11 protein-coding genes are annotated in these 17,647 nt (G+C 62.2%); 6 read left to right on the top strand and 5 right to left on the bottom strand.

All coding sequences use genetic code 11. The annotated features are described in order from the left end of the window. Window positions 1-28 precede the first annotated feature (28 nt). The 4 genes from ACOY6C_RS07115 to ACOY6C_RS07100 are packed head-to-tail and all read left to right on the top strand — an operon-like array spanning window position 29 to window position 5,544. Window positions 29-883: an efflux RND transporter periplasmic adaptor subunit gene (locus ACOY6C_RS07115; RefSeq protein ID WP_420906097.1), complete on the top strand. Its 855-nt coding sequence runs from the start codon at window positions 29-31 to the stop codon at window positions 881-883. A gap of 3 nt (window positions 884-886) precedes the next feature. Then, on the top strand, window positions 887-2,242 hold the full coding sequence (locus ACOY6C_RS07110; protein WP_420904787.1) for an efflux RND transporter periplasmic adaptor subunit: 1,356 nt from the start codon (window positions 887-889) through the stop codon (window positions 2,240-2,242). Beyond that, window positions 2,239-4,368 carry a site-2 protease family protein gene (locus tag ACOY6C_RS07105; RefSeq protein WP_420904786.1) on the top strand — a complete coding sequence of 710 codons (2,130 nt, stop codon included), beginning with the start codon at window positions 2,239-2,241 and terminating at the stop codon, window positions 4,366-4,368. The genes ACOY6C_RS07110 and ACOY6C_RS07105 overlap by 4 nt, the downstream gene beginning before the upstream one ends. Window positions 4,369-4,374: 6 nt before the next feature. Next, on the top strand, window positions 4,375-5,544 hold the full coding sequence (locus ACOY6C_RS07100; protein WP_420904785.1) for a lipocalin-like domain-containing protein: 1,170 nt from the start codon (window positions 4,375-4,377) through the stop codon (window positions 5,542-5,544). 12 nt (window positions 5,545-5,556) lie between these two features. On the opposite strand, the gene ACOY6C_RS07095 is transcribed toward ACOY6C_RS07100, so the two are convergent. Further along, on the bottom strand, window positions 5,557-7,524 hold the full coding sequence (locus ACOY6C_RS07095) for an HAD-IA family hydrolase (protein WP_420904784.1): 1,968 nt from the start codon (window positions 7,522-7,524) through the stop codon (window positions 5,557-5,559). 8 nt (window positions 7,525-7,532) lie between these two features. Beyond that, window positions 7,533-8,642: an HD-GYP domain-containing protein gene (locus ACOY6C_RS07090; RefSeq protein WP_420904783.1), complete on the bottom strand. Its 1,110-nt coding sequence runs from the start codon at window positions 8,640-8,642 to the stop codon at window positions 7,533-7,535. Window positions 8,643-8,732: 90 nt separating this feature from the next. On the opposite strand from ACOY6C_RS07090, the gene ACOY6C_RS07085 reads away from it, so the two are divergent. Next, complete coding sequence (locus ACOY6C_RS07085) at window positions 8,733-9,839, top strand: hypothetical protein (protein ID WP_420904782.1); 1,107 nt, start codon at window positions 8,733-8,735, stop codon at window positions 9,837-9,839. Then, complete coding sequence (locus ACOY6C_RS07080; RefSeq protein ID WP_420904781.1) at window positions 9,836-10,909, top strand: glycosyltransferase family 2 protein; 1,074 nt, start codon at window positions 9,836-9,838, stop codon at window positions 10,907-10,909. Before ACOY6C_RS07085 ends, ACOY6C_RS07080 begins: the two co-directional genes overlap by 4 nt. A 387-nt stretch (window positions 10,910-11,296) precedes the next feature. Here the strand turns inward: ACOY6C_RS07080 and ACOY6C_RS07075 are convergent, their stop codons facing one another. The 3 genes from ACOY6C_RS07075 to ACOY6C_RS07065 are packed head-to-tail and all read right to left on the bottom strand — an operon-like array spanning window position 11,297 to window position 17,256. Then, entirely contained in the window at window positions 11,297-12,217 is a 921-nt protein-coding gene (locus tag ACOY6C_RS07075) for a diguanylate cyclase (RefSeq protein WP_420904780.1), read from the bottom strand. Continuing rightward, window positions 12,214-16,416, bottom strand: coding sequence for a response regulator (locus ACOY6C_RS07070; RefSeq protein WP_420904779.1), 4,203 nt, complete (start codon window positions 16,414-16,416; stop codon window positions 12,214-12,216). The genes ACOY6C_RS07075 and ACOY6C_RS07070 overlap by 4 nt, the downstream gene beginning before the upstream one ends. A gap of 18 nt (window positions 16,417-16,434) precedes the next feature. Then, window positions 16,435-17,256, bottom strand: a complete 822-nt coding sequence (locus tag ACOY6C_RS07065) for a substrate-binding periplasmic protein (RefSeq protein ID WP_420904778.1) — start codon at window positions 17,254-17,256, stop codon at window positions 16,435-16,437. Between the last annotated feature and the right edge of the window lie 391 nt (window positions 17,257-17,647).

The raw sequence follows: 17,647 nt of genomic DNA, 5'->3' as shown, positions 1-17,647 counted from the left end.
AGAGGAGCAACCTGTTCTCTTGACCACCGTGGACGCCATGAACTTCGCACCCGAGTCCAAGCCGCCGCGCCCGTTTTCTTTCCCAGCCTGGTTGATCGTGACCATGCTGGCATTTCCCGGTGTGCTGCTGGCCGACAACACGCCCGCCGCGCCGACCGACTCGCGCCCCGCCTTCCCGTTGACCGAAATCCGCGCCTACCTGGTGCCACGCGTCCAGACCACCCTCTCCGCGCAGGTGGATGCCGCCATCCAGAGCCTGCCGCTCAAGGAGGGCGACACCTTTGCCGCCGGCGCCACGCTGATCGCGTTTGACTGCACCACCCTGAACGCCCAGCTCAACAAGGCGCGCGCCGTCCTGACCGCGGCCAGGGATAAGAATCAGGTCATGCAACGGCTGGCGCAACTCCACTCCGTGGGCACCCTGGAGGCGGATGCCAGCCGCTCCGAACAGGCCCAGGCCGAGGCGGATGTCAAATTCCAGGAGTCCCGATTGCGCGGCTGCCGCGTTCCCGCGCCGTTCGCCGGACGGATCGCCACGCTGATGGTGCGCGAACACCAGTTCGTCACCCCTGGACACAATCTCATGAAAATCATCGACCACCGCCACCTGGAGATGGAGATGGTGGTCCCCTCCCGTTGGCTCGGGTGGCTCAAGGTCAAGGACCGCTTCACCATCCAGATCGACGAAACCCGAAAAACCTATCCATCGCGGGTGCTGCGTCTGGGCGCGGAGGTCGATCCGGTGAGCCAGACCGTAAAAATCATCGGCGAACCGATCGACACATCGGAAGAACTGGTGCCCGGCATGAGCGGCGTGGCACGCTTTACGCAACCGGCTGAAACCTCCGGCGCCGCGCCATCCTCCTCCAAACCCGTGGAATAAGGCATGCCTGTCCAGGGTGAAAAACTGATTCTCGGTCTCAGCGCGCTGTTGCAGCTGAACAAACGGGCCTTTGCCGCCGAAAACGAAGCCGCGTTCGGCTTTCTGGTGGTCAACGAAACCCATCTGATGACCCCTTATCGCCAGGCGGTGCTGTGGCGACACGCGGACAAGGGATCGGGGGAGGTGGTGGCGGTTTCGGGATCCCCGGATCCGAACGCCCGCGCGCCCTACATCGTCTGGCTGACGCGCATCCTCAACGCTCCGAAATGGCGCGAACAGACCGCGCCGGTGGGCCTGACCGCCGCCGACATCGACGGGGACGACGCCAAGGAGTGGGAACAGTGGCTCCCCACCCATGCCATCTGGATACCGTTGATCACCGGCGCCGGTCAACGGATGGGAGGGATGCTGCTGGTCAAATCGGTACCCTGGACCGATCCGGAAATCAAACTGCTCACCAAACTCGCCGACAGCCATGCCAACGCCTGGGAGTTGCTGCTCCATCGCGCCCGAGGTCCGGGATGGCGCGTGCAATCGCTCTTTTCCGTCCCGGCCACCCGATGGCGCTGGGGTGCGGTGATGCTGCTGTGCCTGGTGATGCTGCTGCCGGTGCGGCAATCGGTGCTGGCTCCGGCAGTGGTGGTGGCTCTGGACCCGGCGCCGATCCGCGCCCCCCTGGATGGGGTGGTGGAACGGGTGCATGTGCAACCCAACCAGACGGTCCGACGCGGAGAACTGTTGATCACCCTCGACGAGGCCCCCCTGAAAAGCAAACTCGAGGTGGAAGAGCGCAACATCGCCACCCTCGAGGAGGAGTATCACCAGGTTTTGAAACTCGCGGTGACCGATGCCGAAAGCCGCATCCAGAAAAACATCCTGGAAAAGCGTCTCGCCAGGCAACGCGCCGAGGCCGACGGGATCCGGATTCTGTTGCGCCGCACCCGCATCGAGGCCCCCAGGGATGGGGTGGCGCTGTTCAACGACGTTCACGCCTGGCTGGGCAAACCGGTGCAGGTGGGTGAACGGGTCATGGAGATCGCCGCGCCCGATCGGGCCGAAATGGAGATCCGACTGCCGGTGGCCGATGTGATGGCCATGGAGCCGGATGCCGAGGTGATCCTTTATCCCAATCTCGACCCGCTTTCCACCTGGCGCGGCCACGTCAACCGCGTCGCCTACGAGGCGCGCGAGATCGAAGGGGTGCTCGCCCACGCGGTGCGCGCCCGCTTTGCGGAGGAACAACCCGCGCCCCGCATCGGCCTGCGCGGCACGGCGAAAATTCAGGGCGGGCGGACCACCCTGTTCCACTACCTGTTCCGCCATCCCCTCACTCTGCTGCGGCAACGGTTGGGACTGTGAACGAATCGGGCGCCGATGCCGGTCGTCCACCGCCGCTGCGCGAGGAGGTGCATCTGTTTCCCGGACCCACCGCCCGGGACGGCTCCCCGACCTGGACCTTGCGCGATCCGGCCACCAACCAGTTTTTCCGCCTCGGCTGGCGGGAGTTCGAGATTCTGTGCCGCTGGCGCCGCGGCGGTCCTGGCCGCATCGCCGAACTGGTCTCCGAGGAGACCATGATCGACACCACCCCCGCCGATGTTCAGGAGTTGATCCGTTTCCTGCTCGGCGCCAACCTGCTCCGTCCCCAGGGCGAGGGCGGGGTGGAACGCATGCAACGCCATGTGAAGGCCGGCAAGCAGACCTGGTTTCAGCATATCCTGCATGCCTATCTCTTCTTTCGCATTCCGCTGGTCGATCCGGAACGATGGCTGAAAAGAACCCTGCCATGGGTCGAATGGTGCTTTTCGCCCGTTTTCTTCTGGATGAGCGCACTGGCCGGCCTGTTCGGTCTGCACGCCATCTCCCGTCAGTGGGAGGTGGCCCTGGCGACCCTCGGCGAAACCGACTTCATGACCGAAGCGCTCTTCATCGCCCTGGCCATGGTGGTGACCAAGGCGATCCACGAACTCGGGCACGCCTATGCCGCCATCCGTGCCGGCTGTCGGGTGCCGACCATCGGGGTGGCGTTTCTGATGCTCCTGCCGGTGCTCTACACCGATACCAGCGAGGTGTGGCAGTTGGCCGACCGGCGCAAACGACTGACCGTCGCCTCGGCGGGAATCGTTTCCGAGCTGTTGCTGACCGCCTGGGCCGCGCTGCTGTGGGGGGCGCTGCCGGTGGGCGGAACACGGGATGCCCTGTTTTTTATCGCCACGGTGAGCTGGATCTCCACCCTGCTCCTCAACGCCAGCCCTTTTTTGCGTTTCGACGGCTATTATCTGCTCTCCGACTGGCTGGACATCGAGAATCTCCACGAACGGGCCGGTCACCTGGGACGCTGGAAGCTGCGCGAATGGCTGCTCGATCTGAAAGCCCCGTTTCCGGATGCCGCGCTCCACGACCGACGGCACATGCTGATCCTGTTTGCCTGGGTGACCTGGATCTACCGGTTCTTTCTCTATCTGGGCATTGCCCTCACGGTCTATCACCTTTTCTTCAAACTGCTCGGGATTCTGCTCATGGCGGTGGAAATCGGTTGGTTTCTGGTGCGACCGGTCTGGCAGGAGCTGGCCATCTGGAGGCGGCCCGAAACCGGGGTGCGGCTCAATCGACGCACGATCATCACGTTGGGGATCTTCACCGGGTTGATCCTGGCAAGTTTCATCCCCTGGAAAGGCGCCTCGCAAGCCCCGGCCCTGCTGCAACGGAGCCGCCACGTCACCCTGCACGCCCCGCATGCCGCCCGCGTCGCGGAACGACTCGTGGCCGAAGGGGATCGGGTCGAAGCCGGACAAGCGCTGATTCGTCTGGACTCCCCGGAGCTTTCCAACCAGCTGGAGGTGGCCGGTCACAAGATCGACCTGACCCTGTGGAAACTCGATTTTCGCGGTGGCGCGCCAGCGCTGCTCAAGCGGGCCCTGGTCAACGACAGGGAGCTGGAGGCCGAACGAAGCCAACAGAGGGAACTGCGACGTCAACTCGACCAGCTGACCCTCCGCGCCCCCCTGACCGGTCGGATCGTGCGTCTCGATCCGACCATCACGACCGGACTCTGGGTGGCACAAGGCGAGCCTCTGCTGGAGGTCACCGATCCCGAGAGCTGGCAGGTCACCGCCTACGTGCGCGAGGTGGACATTCCCCGCATCGCGCCGGGCGCGCCGGGACGATTCCACTCCGAGGGGATCGACTGGCCGACGCTTGCCGGCACAATCGAAACGATCGCGCCAGTCGGGAGCGATTCCATCGAAGAGGCGGCCCTGTTCACCCAGTACGGGGGCAACGTGCCGGTAAAAAAAGATCCGCGCGGTTTCTGGCAACCAACCACCGCCTTGTATCGGGTTGTCTGGCGACCCGAGCCGGGTTTCACCCCACCGCCCCACACCCTGCGCGGCACCCTCTTCGTGGAGAATCACCGGGCCGAAAACCTCTTCACCCGCTTCCAGCGTCTGGCGCTGGAAGCCTGGATCCGCGAAACCGGGTTCTGACAAGGCATGAAACCTCTTCTCCCCACGTTCGGACTCCTGGGAGCGCTGCTGGCTCTCGGACTCTGGCTGCGCCCACCCGCCGTTCCGCCAAATCCGGCCCCCCTGACCATCGACGCGGCTTTGGGGGAGACCTCGCGGGATCACGGCTATGAAAAAGCCCGCGAGCACCGCACCTTCCACTTTCCCCGCGACCACGGCCCACACCCGGAGTTTCGTCAGGAGTGGTGGTACGTGACCGGCAATCTCGCCACCCCGGATGGCAAGCGCCATTTCGGCTATCAGTTGACCCTCTTCCGGATCGGGCTTCAGGCCGACCCACCCCCGCCCGGCTCCTCGGCCTGGCGCACCAACGCCCTCCATCTGGGGCATCTGGCGTTGAGCGACATCGGATCGGGCCGCTTTCATCACTTTCAACGGTTGATCCGCCCGGCTCTCGGCATGGCGGGGGCTGACGCCGAACCGTTCCGGGTGTGGCTTGGGGATTGGTCCTTGGGCATCGACGGTGGCACGACGGAGCAGCCGCGCTTCAAGCTGGTGGCCGCCCAGGAGGGGATCGCCCTCGATCTGACGCTTGAGGCCACCAAACCGGTGGTGTTGCAAGGGGAGCAGGGATTGAGCCGCAAAAGCGCGACCCGTGACACGGCCTCGTATTATTATTCGTTGACCCGTCTGGCCACCGCAGGGGAGATCCGCGTCGGGGAAGAGCGGCATGTGGTGGCGGGATCGAGTTGGTTCGATCGGGAGTGGAGCACTTCGGCGTTGACCCCGGAGCAGGCGGGTTGGGACTGGTTCGCCTTGCAACTCGACGACGGACGGGAGCTGATGTTCTACCGCATGCGGTTGAAAAACGGCCAGGACGACCCGGCAAGCCAGGGCACATGGATCGGGACCGATGGCCGGTCGGCGCGGCTGGAACGATCCCAGTGGCGGCAACGGGAGAGCGGGCACTGGACAAGTCCCAAAACCGGCAACCGCTACCCTTCCGGCTGGGAGATCGAGCTGCCCGAGCATGATCTGGCCTTCGAGGTGACGCCGCGTCTGGTGGATCAGGAGCTGACCGATGCCGCGCTCCACTACTGGGAGGGAGCGGTCACGGTGCGTGGTCGGTCGAAAGGGGCGCCGATCGCCGGGGTCGGCTACGTGGAGTTGACCGGGTACGGTCCGGCGACGCCGTGAGTCCCCCCCGGTCTAAAGCAGGGTCGCCTTGACCCCCGGCGGCATCCCCTTGCGTTGCGGATTGGGGGCGAACGCTTCCTCCAACGCCCGGCCCAGCTGGGCAAAAATCATCGGCCACCCTGCCTCGGGATCCGGGATGGTGGCAAAATGAATCATCAACGAGGCGCTCATGCCGCCCACCAACCCATCGAGAAAATCGTCCAGATCCTCGGAACGAATCCCCCCGGCCACCTCGCGACCGATCAGAAAACCCTCCCGCAACGCCGCATGATCCCCCGCGAGAGGCACCAGAGAGAGGAATTTCCGGCCCTCTACGCTGATTCCGACCCGAATCGGCGCATGCAGATCCTCGGGCGCGCGCACGCTTGATCCCGCGCCGTTCACCCCGCTCTCCTCCATGCGGATCTTCAAGATCTCGAACAGAACCCGTCCGAGCACCAACGCGGTATCCTCGAGCACCACATGGCTGGAACTCAACGCCAGAGCCCGACACTCGACCTGCAACGAGAATCCGGCCCGATCCGCGAGCAACGCCAGCAGAGCCGGAAATCCATCGACGCGGATCGAATCGGCCACCTCGAACCGAAACCGATGCTCCCCGACGCGGGTAAAATCCACGCTTAAACTCAAGGCGCTCTCGGCGGTCACGCGGATCGCCCGGCAGTGGTTGGCGGTTTTCTCTTCCAGCGTGAAACGGCTCTCCACCGGTTTGGCTGCCGGCGCGTCCGGGAGCGCGACCACCGGGACGACCGGCGGTTCAATCACCCGGCGCAGGGCGATCCCCAGGGTGCGGTAGATCCCCTCCCAGGCGTGATGGGGATCTTCGGCGGAGCAGAGCCGAACCTGGATCCGCGCACCCAGCCCCAACGCCAGCCCGTTCATCAACTCCCACATCGGGCGACCCGAGGCCGCCTGCTCGCAGCGCAACGCCAGAAACCAACCCGTATCCACCCCGCCGCCGGAGAGGAATTCCGCCCCATGGTCGGCGCTGTTCCAGTCGATCAGAATCTCGGCACTGCCGTCGTCGATCATGCCGAGGGCGGCGGCTTGCGCGTTCCGGCGCGGCAGAAGGGCCAACTCGACCCCCAACAACCGCCCCAGCTCGAACCAGAGGTCGTTGTTCCAATCCAGACAGATCGCCACCCCGAGTCGCCAGGCGATGTGTTCCACCATGTGGCTGACGAAATCGTTCGGGGTGAGGATGCGCTTGGCGCGGATATCCCCGCCCGCCACGACCAGTTCCAGGGGGGTGAAGGCGGACTGGACCTGCCGGGCCAGTCCGGAGGCGGCCAGCACCTCGAACGGGGTGCCGCCGGTGGCCACCGCGATCGTGTGGCATCCGGCGGCATGACCCGCCTCAAGCCCCAGCAGGGAGTCCTCGACCACCACTGCCTGGTCGGGCGCCACCCCCAGCAGACGGGCAGCGTGCAGATATCCATCCGGAGCCGGTTTCTTGCGGAACCCCTCCAGGTCGTTGCCCACGGTCAGATCGAAGGGGGCCAGAATGCCGGAGCGTTCCAGAATCGCCCGCACATCGTTGCCGGTGTTGTTCGAAACCACCGCCATGCGCAGGCCGAGACGACGCGCTTCGGCCAGAATCTCGGCGATGCCAGGCAGAAGCTCGAACGGCGTGGTGACCCGCGCCTCCTCGTATCGGGCGAGGATCCCGGCTCGGGTCGCCTCATCGGCCCGAACCCCATGACGGGTGGCCAGTTCCGCGAAAATTTTCTCCCAGAAGGCCGGCGGATGGAGCGCGAAGATCGACTGGATGAACGGGTCGTCGATCGACTTGCCGGGTCCGAAGTGGGCTTCGATCAACTGGTTGCAGATCTTGAAATCCAACCCCAACGAGTCGATCAACACCCCGTCCATGTCCCACAGGATGGCGCGGGTGGTGGCTGGAACCAGCATCCGGTTGGCGATGCGGAGATGATCCGGCGCGACCCGGACGGACGTGGCGCGTTGTGCCTGTGTGTTCATGCGTGTTTTCAATCGCTAATCGTGCTCTTGATCGAGCGGATGGCTTCCATGTTGTCGAGCATTGCATCGACGACCCTGGGATCGAAGTGCCGATTCCGTTCGCGAACGATGTATTGCACGGCATCGTCGATACTCCAGGGCTGTTTGTAGGGACGCCAGGAGGTCAAGGCGTCGAACACATCGGCCACCGCGCAGATGCGGCTTTCGATGGGAATCGACTCCCCGGAGATTTGGTTGGGATAGCCCGAACCATCCCATTTTTCGTGGTGGGTCAGGGCAATGGTACGGGCGGTGACAAGGGGTTCCTCGCGATAGCCGGACAGGATGTTGCCACCGATGACGGCATGGGTCTTGATGATTTCGAACTCCTCCGCCTCCAGACGGGCCGGTTTGAGCAGGATGTGATCCGGAATGCCGATCTTGCCGACATCGTGCATCGGCGTGGCATGCATGATCAGATCGCAATGGTGCTCGGACAGTCCCATCACCCGCGCCAGAAGCGCCGAGATCTGACCGATGCGGATGACATGACGACCGGTTTCGTTGTCGCGGTATTCGGCGGCGCGGCCCAGACAGCGGATCACCTCCAGGCGGGTTTCGTGAAGCTGACGGGTTCGCTCCTGGATCTTCTCCTCCATGCGTTTGTAAAGGATGCGCACCGAAAGCATGTTGCGGATGCGCGAGATCACCTCGGAGGGGTTGAAGGGTTTGTTCAGGAAGTCCTGGGCGCCGTGAGACAGGGCTTCGAGACGGGTGGTCTCTTCGGTGTTGGCGGTGATCACCAGTATCGGCAGATAGGGATCCCGACCGATGCGCTCGAGAATTTTCATCACCTCGATGCCGGGCAGGTTGGGCATTTCCAGATCCAGAAGCATCAGATCGAACCGTTGCCGGCTCCAGAGTTCCTCGACCTCGCGGGGATCTTCGACGGTGGTGACGTTCACGTAGCCGTGCTGTTTGAGCAGACTCTTGAGGACGATCAGGTTGAGTTTCTGATCATCGACGATCAGGATGCTGGCTTGATGACGATCGGCATCCAGGCTGGAATCGAAGGCGTGAGACATGGTATCATTCACCTGGACGACGACGGCGTTGCGACTTGGAATCAACAGACTCATTTCACCATTCTCCGTCACGAACTATAACGACCATCCGGCCCGGATTCAAGTTTTTCGCCTGTTTCTCCAAACCATTTTTCCAGGTGTTCCATGCGCATCGACCCCATGCGAATCGATTGGTTGCTCTCCGTTCGGGAACGACTGCCGCCATTTCTCGCCAGCCTGCGCCGTGGCGACCAGCCAGGAGCCTACAACCCCTGCCCGCACGGCTCGATTCTGGCCGGAGAACAGGCCTCTTTGGGCTTTTCCTGCTTTGCCAAAAAGATCCTCGATGCCCTGGGTCTCTGGGAGTCGCTGCCAGAAGGCGAACGCAACGCCTGGCTGGAGTTCATCCGCGCCTATCAACGTCCAGATGGAACCTTCGTCGATCCCGCTCTGCTCGCCGGCATCGCGCGTCCGGTCCCGACCTGGCGGGCACGGCTGAAACGACGCCTGAAGGGCCAGGCCATCCCGGATCCGATCACCGACGCCATCCTGGCCGAAACCAAACAGGCCATCGCCACGCTGGCCGCCTCCGGACAGAGCCCACGTTATCCCTATGCCGGCTTTCCCCACGATGCGCTCGCCTTGGAAAATCGGTTGAAAAGCCTCGACTGGCACCATCCCTGGTCCGCCGGGGCCAAAACCGCCATCCTCGCGCTCTTCGTGCAGAGTCAGGGACCACGGCTCCCCGAGGTGGACACGCCCTTGTTGCGCCAGACCCTGATCCGTTTTCTGGCCAGCAAGGCCGATCCGGAAAGCGGAGCCTATTTCGCCCCACCCACCCCGCCGGCTCGTGGACAGTTGATCAACGGCGCCATGAAGGTGCTCAACGCCCTGGAGTGGCTGGAAGAGCCGATCCACCATCCAGAACGGCTCATCGACACCTGCCTGTTGCAGGGGCCGCCGCCCGCCGGCTGTCATGTGGTAGACTGGATCTACGTGTTGCATCGCGCCGCGCGTCAGACCGGACACCGGCGCGCGGAGATCGAGGGTCACCTCGTCGATATCATGGATCGGATCCGTCTCCATCAGGCCGCGGACGGGGGGTTCTCCTATCTCCCTGGCCAGGCGCAAAGCGGCTATTATGGGGCCACCATCTCCCGTGGTCTGAACGAGGGGGATATCCACGGCACCTGTCTTTTGACCTGGGGATTGGCCATGTGCGTCGAACTGCTGGCGTGGGATCTGCCCGGCTGGAAGCCGTTCCGGGCATGAACGGGACGGACGCCTCCGCCGAACCGCCCCCAACGGTCACCCCAAGGGTGACCGTATTGACCAGCGTGTACAACGGTGCCCCGCATCTGGACGCGGCCATTGAAAGCATCCTGGCGCAAACCTGGAGGGATTTCGAATTCCTGCTGATCGACGACGCCTCGACGGATGCCTCACCGATGATTCTCGCCGCCTGGGCCGGGCGTGATCCGCGCATCCGCCTGGTGCGCAATGCGGAAAATCTGGGCCTGACCCGCTCGTTGAACAAGGGGATCGCCCTGGCGCGGGGTGTTTGGATCGCCCGTCAGGACGCGGACGATCGATCGTTGCCCGAACGGCTGGAACGACAACTGCGCTTTCTGGAGTCCCATCCGGAGGTGGGGTTGCTGGGCAGTGCCGCCTGGATTCTCCAAGAGAACGGCCAACGCGAGTCCATCCCCAGAGGCGTGCCCTCCCGTCACCTGGCCATTGCCTGGCATCTGTTGTTCGCCAATCCGTTTTTTCACGCCTCGGTGATGGTTCGTCGTGAATTGCTCCTGGCCAACCCGTATGACGAATCCGTCCGTCACAGCCAGGATTTCGAGTTGTGGGGCCGTCTGGTCTCCAAAACCCGCGCCGCCAATCTGGCAGAGCCCCTCATCGAGCTGCGTCATCACGACGCGCGCATCAGCGTCCGTCAGCATGCGAGTCAACAGGCGACCGGCATGGGGATTGTTCAGGGACGGTTGGAAAAGCTCTGTCCGGATCTGAGCTGGGACGAGGCGCGTGTCGCGGCGGTGCGCCAGTTGATCCACGCCGAGTGGCCCAAGGCGGGGGAGACGACGGAGGTCTATCTTGTGTGGTTGCGTTTGCTGGAATGTTTTGAGCAGGACATGGCCCACGATCCGGAACGGTCGGAGATGCTGCGCGTTCAAGAACGTGTCCTGCGTCGCTGCTGGCGGGCCGTGATCGGCATGCATGGTTTGGCGGACCGCTTGCGCCTGTTGCGCGCGATGGTGCGTGTGGCTGGTTGGCGTTCGGTAAAAGTTCTGACCCGGCTGGCGTTGGTGCGGTTTAAACCGCACCCATGGTGAGGGATTATCTACGGTAGGGGAGATCCCTCTCCCCCCCCGTACCATGGACCTCCCTTCGGGAGTTCCACGGTAAAAAAAGAGCCATCTGGTTGCGAAGTTGGATCAGGCGGGCGACGTCACGCGCTTCAAGGTCGCCGTGCAAGATGCGCGCTTCGTTTCCAAACACCGGAAACGAAGCGCGCCAAGGCTGCGCGCGGCGCATTTTTCGCAACAGACGCGAAAAATGCTTCTTTGTGAAGAGCGCGCTAAAAACAAAGTCAAAGGCAGGAACAAAGGCAGGAACAAAGGCAAAAAAAGCAAGAACAAAACCCTGGGAGAGGAATCTCCCAGACTCTCTCTTTTTTTTAACAGTTAAAAACAATAGATTCCAAGCTGTGCCCCTACCCCCTATGGCGCGTCAAAACGCAACGCCTGCACCCGGTTGCGCCCCGCCGACTTGGCGGCATACAACTGCTCATCCGCCAAAGCCACCACATGCAACGGCGAACGCCCGGCGATGCAACGCACCGTCACCACCCCAAGACTGGTGGTCACCATCTTGGCCGCCGATGACTTGGCGTGCGGAATCTTCAACCCCTGAATGCCGGCACGCAGCTTCTCCGCCATCACCACCGCCCCATCATGACTGGTCTCGGGCAACAGACAAACGAACTCCTCCCCGCCGTAACGCGCTCCCAAATCCGCAACACGGGTCAAGGTCTGCAATACCATCCCACCCACCTGACGCAGACAATCATCCCCGGCCAGATGGCCATAGGTGTCGTTGAAAGCCTTGAAATGGTCCAGATCGAACAAAATCAACGACAACAAACCCCGCGAACGGGCCAAACGCTGATGCTCCTTCTCGAGCGCCCCATCGAAATGACGCCGATTGGAAAGCCCGGTCAACCCGTCGGTGATGGCCAGCCGCATCAATTGATCGCGGGCATTCTTCAACTCGATCTGATTGCGCACCCGCGCCTTGACCACCGGAGGAGAGACCGGCTTGGTGATGTAGTCCATGGCGCCCAACTCCAAACCGCGCGCCTCGTCATTCACATCGCTCATCGCGGTGACGAAAATGATCGGAATGTTCGCCGTGTCACGCTCCTCCTTGAGTCGCGCACACACCTCATGACCGTCCATGCCCGGCATCTTCACATCCAGCAAAATCAAATCAGGCTGGGCCGTCTTCGCCAACTCCATCGCTTTCTTGCCATCGGTGGCAAAAAGAATCTCGTAGCGCTCCTCGAGAATGTCGGTCAACACCGCAATGTTGATCGACTCGTCATCCACAATCAGAATCGTTCCAGGTTGTTCCAGACTCATCGTGACTGCTCCTCAACGCCTTGCAAATGCACCATGATTCGATTCAACGCCTGGCTTGCCGCCTCGAAATCCAGCCGCTCCACGCCGGATTCCATGGCCCCGAGCGCCTCTTCGCAACCACTGCCAACCAACAACTCACTCCAGCGGGGAAACCGCTTGCGAATCGACATGCTGTTGCGCTCCAACAACACACGCAACTCCCCGGCCATGACCCGGATCTCCTCCCAGGGCAGCGTGTGCGACGTCACGACAGGAGCCGGACGGGCAACCGGCTCCGGGGCCATCCCGGCAATCGCCCGCAAGGTCTCTTCCATTGCGGTCCGCAACGGCCCGAACAACCCCTCAAGGGTCCCCTGATCGGCCTCTTCCCGCAACGCCAACTCCATGTCACGGGCGGCGACATGCACACGCTCCGCCCCCAGCGTCGCCGCAACCCCCTTCAAACCATGCACCAGTTGGGACGCCTCGTGCAGCCCGCGGGCATCCAGCAACGCCCGCAAGCGCGTCATGCCGTCGCTGTTCTGCTCCGCAAAACTGCGCAACAAACGACGCAACAACAACGGCTTGCCGTTCACCCGCGTCAAGGCGGATTCCAGATCAAAGGCCGGCCCCAGATCCGGCAACACCTCGCACTCGCCCACCAACGGACGACGGGTGATCACCGGCTCCTCGGCCTCCCGCATCTTGATCCAGCGTCCCAGCACCGCCCCCAGCACCGCCGGATCGATGGGCTTGGCAACATGATCCACCATGCCCGCCGCGAAACACAACTGGCGTTGACTTTCCATGGCATGGGCGGTCATGGCGATCACAGGCGGCGATCCGTCGCCCAGGGCCGCGCGAATGCGCCGCGTCGCCTCCAGACCATCCATCTCCGGCATCTGCACATCCATCAACACCGCCTCGTAAACGGCAGGACGGGCCAAAACCGCCTCGACCGCCAACCGTCCGGTGCCCACCACGTCCACCAGAACCCCCATATCGCCAAGCAGTTCTTCGGCCACCTGCTGGTTGATCTCGTTGTCCTCGGCCAACAACACCCGCGCTCCGCGAATCCGCATGCCAGGCAGCGTCACCGTCAACTCTCCGGTGGAACCCTCCACGATGGATCCGTTCTCCGCGCGTCGAAACACCGAAACAATGGCATCGAACAGCATCGAGGCACCCACCGGCTTCATCAGGCAGGCGCGCGCCCCCTCGCGTTCGGCGCGCGACAACACCGCCTCGTCACCGAAGGCGGTCACCAGAAAAATGGTCGGCGACTCCTCGAAACGGGGCAAGGCGCGAATGCGGCGCAAGGTCTCCACCCCGTCGAGTTCCGGCATCTGCCAATCCATCAGCACCAGGTCGCACGGTTCACCCTGATCGACCATGCGCTCCAATTGCGCCAGGGCATCGATGCCGTCCACAGCCTGGGTCACCCGCATCGACCAGTGGTGAAGCAATTCGGTCATGATCTCACGGGCCGACGGGTTGTCATCCACCACCAGGGCATGGAGGTTGCTCAAATCCCACCACACCTCGCGCGCTTGATACCCCTCGATGAGCGATTCAGGCGCCCGTCCGAACCGCCCGATGAAGGTAAACGTGCTCCCCTCGCCCAAACGACTCTCCACCGAGATGGTTCCGCCCATCAACGTGGCCAGACGGTTGCTGATCGCCAACCCCAGTCCGGTACCGCCGAAGCGACGCGTCATCGACATGTCGGCCTGAGAGAAAGACTGGAACAGACGGGCCATCTGCTCTTCGCTCATGCCGATGCCGGTATCGCGGATGGCGATCGAGAGGGTCAGCCAATCCTCCAGACTCTCCAGCACCATCACCGAGACCATCACCTCGCCGCGCTCGGTGAACTTCACCGCGTTGTTCACCAGATTCAGAACGATCTGTCCCAAACGGGTCGGGTCGCCAACCAGTTCCATGGGCAACGACGGCGGTACCGAAAACAACAGCTCGATCCCCTTCTCCGCGGCTCGCAGGGCGATCACATTGGCGATGCCATCCAGAACCTGCCCGAGATGAAAGGGAATGTGCTCCAGGGAGAGCTTGCCGGCCTCGATCTTGGAAAAATCCAGAATGTCGTTCAACACCCCCAGCAGCGACATGGCCGCGTTGCGGATCTTGTGCAGATAGTCCCTCTGCCGGGGTGGCGGGTCGCCGCGCAAGGCAAGATGACTCAACCCGATCACCGCGTTCATCGGCGTGCGGATCTCGTGGCTCATGTTGGCCAGAAACTCACTCTTGGCGCGGGTCGCCTCTTCGGCGGCCAGACGCGCCGCCTCCATCGCCCGCGACGCCTCCTTGCGCTCCGTCACATCCACCAGCAGTCCGACGAAATTCTTCACCGCGCCATGATCGTCGCGAATCGCGCTCACCACCAAATCGACCCAGATGATCGCGCCGCCATTCACCAGGCATCTTTTTTCAAGACGGTAGTTGTCGCGTTCCCCGTTCAGGATCTCCTGAACGAAACCGTTCTCCACCTGCGCATCATCCTTGTGGGTAAAGCAGGCAAAATTGACTCCTGTCAGTTCAGATTCCGGATAACCTAAAAGTTGTTGAAAGCTGTCGTTGAAATGCAACAGGTTACCATGGGCGTCCGCGAAGGCGATGCCGGCATTGGCCTGCTCGAAAATGCTCCGAAAACGCATCTCCGAGTTGCGACGCGCCTGTTCGATAAGAACTTGTGTTGTTATATCCTGTACCGTACCCAAGGCCATCCTGGCCACGCCATAGGGGTCAAAGGTGATTTCCGCCTGCTCGCGTACCCATTTGATCTCCCCATCCAGGGCAAGACGATGAATGATATCATAGGGAGCCCCCTGCAACGCCGCCTGCCAGGCCCCGTCCACATCCACCCGGTCGTCTTCGGGAATACGCGACAGAAACAGCTCATAGGTGATCGGTGTGCCCGCCGGCACACCGAAAATCCGATAGCTCTCCTCGGACCAGACCAACTCTCCGTCATCCAGATCCAGATGCCAGCTCCCCACCTTGGCCACGGACTGGGCGCGTCGCAAGGTCTGTTCGCTTTTGGCCAGGGCCTGTTCGATGCGCATCCGCTCGGTGATGTCGCTGACGATGCCGTTCCACATGGCATCCCCATTCCGCAGAGCCTTGCCGGTGGATTCGATCCGCAGCCAGCGGATCTCGTCGCCGATGGTGAAGCGTCCTTTCCACAAAAACGCCTTCAAGGTGAGCGACGCCTCCTGGTTGGCTTCCAGAAAGGAGACGCGATCCTCGGGATGGACCAGGGAGAAGGGGCGGGAGGGATTGGTGAGGATCTCGCCAGGTTCCAGACGGAACATGGCGCAGAAGCGGGCGCTGACGTATTCGAATCGTTTGTCCCCTGTCGCGCTCACGCGGAATTGATACACCCCGATCGGGATGCGTTCGATCAGATCGTTGTACTGCTCCTTGCTGAGTTGCAGCTCCTGGGTACGCGCCGCGACCCGTTGTTCCAGCCCCAGATTCTGCTCGGCGATACGGGCGTGACTCTCATGCACCTGGTGCATGAGCTGGTTGAACACCTGGCGCAGCGTGACGAACTCGGCGATATCCCGTGATCCGTCGGATTCGATGGTCTGGCCCTGCTCGGTGACGTTGGCCACCTGGCGGGTAAAGCGCATCAGGGGACGCACCACCAGGGAGCGGGTCAACAACCACTGGGTCACCAGCAGCAGGATCAGCAGTCCGACCACCGAAACCGCGACCTGACGCATGGTTTCCTGCAAATCCGCCAGAACCTTGGCATGATTCGAGGCGATGACCAGCTCCCCAAGGGGGCGTCCCGGATCGGCATCGCGCCGCAAGGTCCGATGAATGGTCAGGTCCGGATCGGGTTTATCCGCGCCATCCCGATTCCAGACCGCGTTCATCTCCCCCTTGAGATCGCGAATCTGGACATGAACCACCACCGGATGGGTGCCGATGCCGGTGGCCTGGGCTTGCAACAGATGCTGTTGATAGTCCCAAATCGCCGACGCCGCACCGTTTGCGGAGATGTCGGCCAGAGTCCCCAGCGTCTCCAGAGTGGCTTTGCGCGCATCCCGATAGGCCATTCCCAACTGCAAACCGGTCAGGACCAACGCAAACAGCAGATAGGCCAGCAACAGCTTGCGCAAAAGAACCTTGGAAAGCGTCGCGTTGCCACCATGCTCCGGAACCACGACCCGTTTCCAACCAAAGGATGCGCCCATCGATCACCCCAGCCGAATTCATTCAGACAACATCGCATCCGCATCCTTGGCCGGGAGATATTTCAAGAAGATCGTGCGCAACACACCTTCCCGTTTCATCTCTTCCATCAAGGCACGCCACTGTTCGACATCCATGGCATCATACCGGCTCCGGGACAGCACCAGACCATAGGATTGCCCCTTCTCCTCGGGTGACCAGTCCTGCACCTCCACCAGATTGTCCATGGCCAGATCGCGCAGATATTTCCGGTACACCGGTGGTTGGGCGAACACCACATCCACCCGATGGCTCTGGAGTTTTCGAAAGATCGATTCTACCTCCGGCGTCTCCTGGACACGATCGGCCAGTCGCAGTTGCTCCAACCACGAATCGTGCGTCCTGCCATATTTCAAGGAGCTGACCACCCCGATCTGCAACCGGGTTTGATGCAGGAACTCCCGGGCGCTCTGCACCCGGCTTGCCACGTCGTTGTGGACGATCGCATAGGTCTTCATGCGCATGTAGTCGAGAAACCAGAACAACGTGTCCCGCTCGGCGGTTTTCAGCCCGGATACGCTCATGTCCAGATCGCCCGAGGCCAGATCGGCCCAGATGCGTGCCCGTGTCATCACCTTGGTTGCGAACCGGCAGCCACTCCGGTTGCGCAACTCCTCGACGATATCCTGGTTGATCCCGACCCCTTTGTCGTACAAAAAACCATTTTCGTAGAATCCCAGGAGGATCGGTCGATCGCCACACTTCACCGGATCGGCCCAGGCGCCGGTCCCGGCCACCAGACCGAGGAGCGGACCAAACAGCAGGGCCAGGATACGATTGCGAGCCATCATGGTTTGCGTCATCACGGTTTCCTGATCACGAAGCCAATGGTATACTAGAATATAAACCATCACACGGATTTATTATGCATATAATACAGATTGACACAATCAATAACAGCCCGCTCAAGCCATCCAATTTTATGCCGTTATTGTAAGCCTGACAACCTGAATCGACCAGAATCCGACTGCCGCGAAACTCCCGCCAGGGAGGTTCATGGCAAGGGGGGTGAGGGGGTGGCTCCCCCCCCATCATGCAAGACCGCGAAACTCCCGCCAGGGAGGTTCATGGCAAGGGGGGTGAAGAGGGCTCCCCCCATCATGCAACAAGTTGCAGGATCACATGGCCTTGCACAGGAGAAACTTTGGCGAATCGACAAAGAAGATTGATCGCCCGGAGTCGCGCTGGATGTGT

The sequence above is a fragment of the Candidatus Magnetaquiglobus chichijimensis genome (assembly GCF_045865675.1).
Taxonomy (GTDB): domain Bacteria; phylum Pseudomonadota; class Magnetococcia; order Magnetococcales; family Magnetaquicoccaceae; genus Magnetaquiglobus; species Magnetaquiglobus chichijimensis.
Note: the sequence above shows the minus strand (reverse complement) of the source record. Positions and strands in the feature narration are given on the sequence as shown.

Coding starts and splice junctions, on each gene's coding strand:
- ACOY6C_RS07065 (WP_420904778.1), bottom strand. CDS start 17,256: ATGACGCAAACCATGATGGCTCGCAATCGTATCCTGGCCCTGCTGTTT.
- ACOY6C_RS07100 (WP_420904785.1), top strand. CDS start 4,375: ATGAAACCTCTTCTCCCCACGTTCGGACTCCTGGGAGCGCTGCTGGCT.
- ACOY6C_RS07080 (WP_420904781.1), top strand. CDS start 9,836: ATGAACGGGACGGACGCCTCCGCCGAACCGCCCCCAACGGTCACCCCA.
- ACOY6C_RS07095 (WP_420904784.1), bottom strand. CDS start 7,524: ATGAACACACAGGCACAACGCGCCACGTCCGTCCGGGTCGCGCCGGAT.
- ACOY6C_RS07090 (WP_420904783.1), bottom strand. CDS start 8,642: ATGAGTCTGTTGATTCCAAGTCGCAACGCCGTCGTCGTCCAGGTGAAT.
- ACOY6C_RS07075 (WP_420904780.1), bottom strand. CDS start 12,217: ATGAGTCTGGAACAACCTGGAACGATTCTGATTGTGGATGACGAGTCG.
- ACOY6C_RS07070 (WP_420904779.1), bottom strand. CDS start 16,416: ATGGGCGCATCCTTTGGTTGGAAACGGGTCGTGGTTCCGGAGCATGGT.
- ACOY6C_RS07085 (WP_420904782.1), top strand. CDS start 8,733: ATGCGCATCGACCCCATGCGAATCGATTGGTTGCTCTCCGTTCGGGAA.
- ACOY6C_RS07110 (WP_420904787.1), top strand. CDS start 887: ATGCCTGTCCAGGGTGAAAAACTGATTCTCGGTCTCAGCGCGCTGTTG.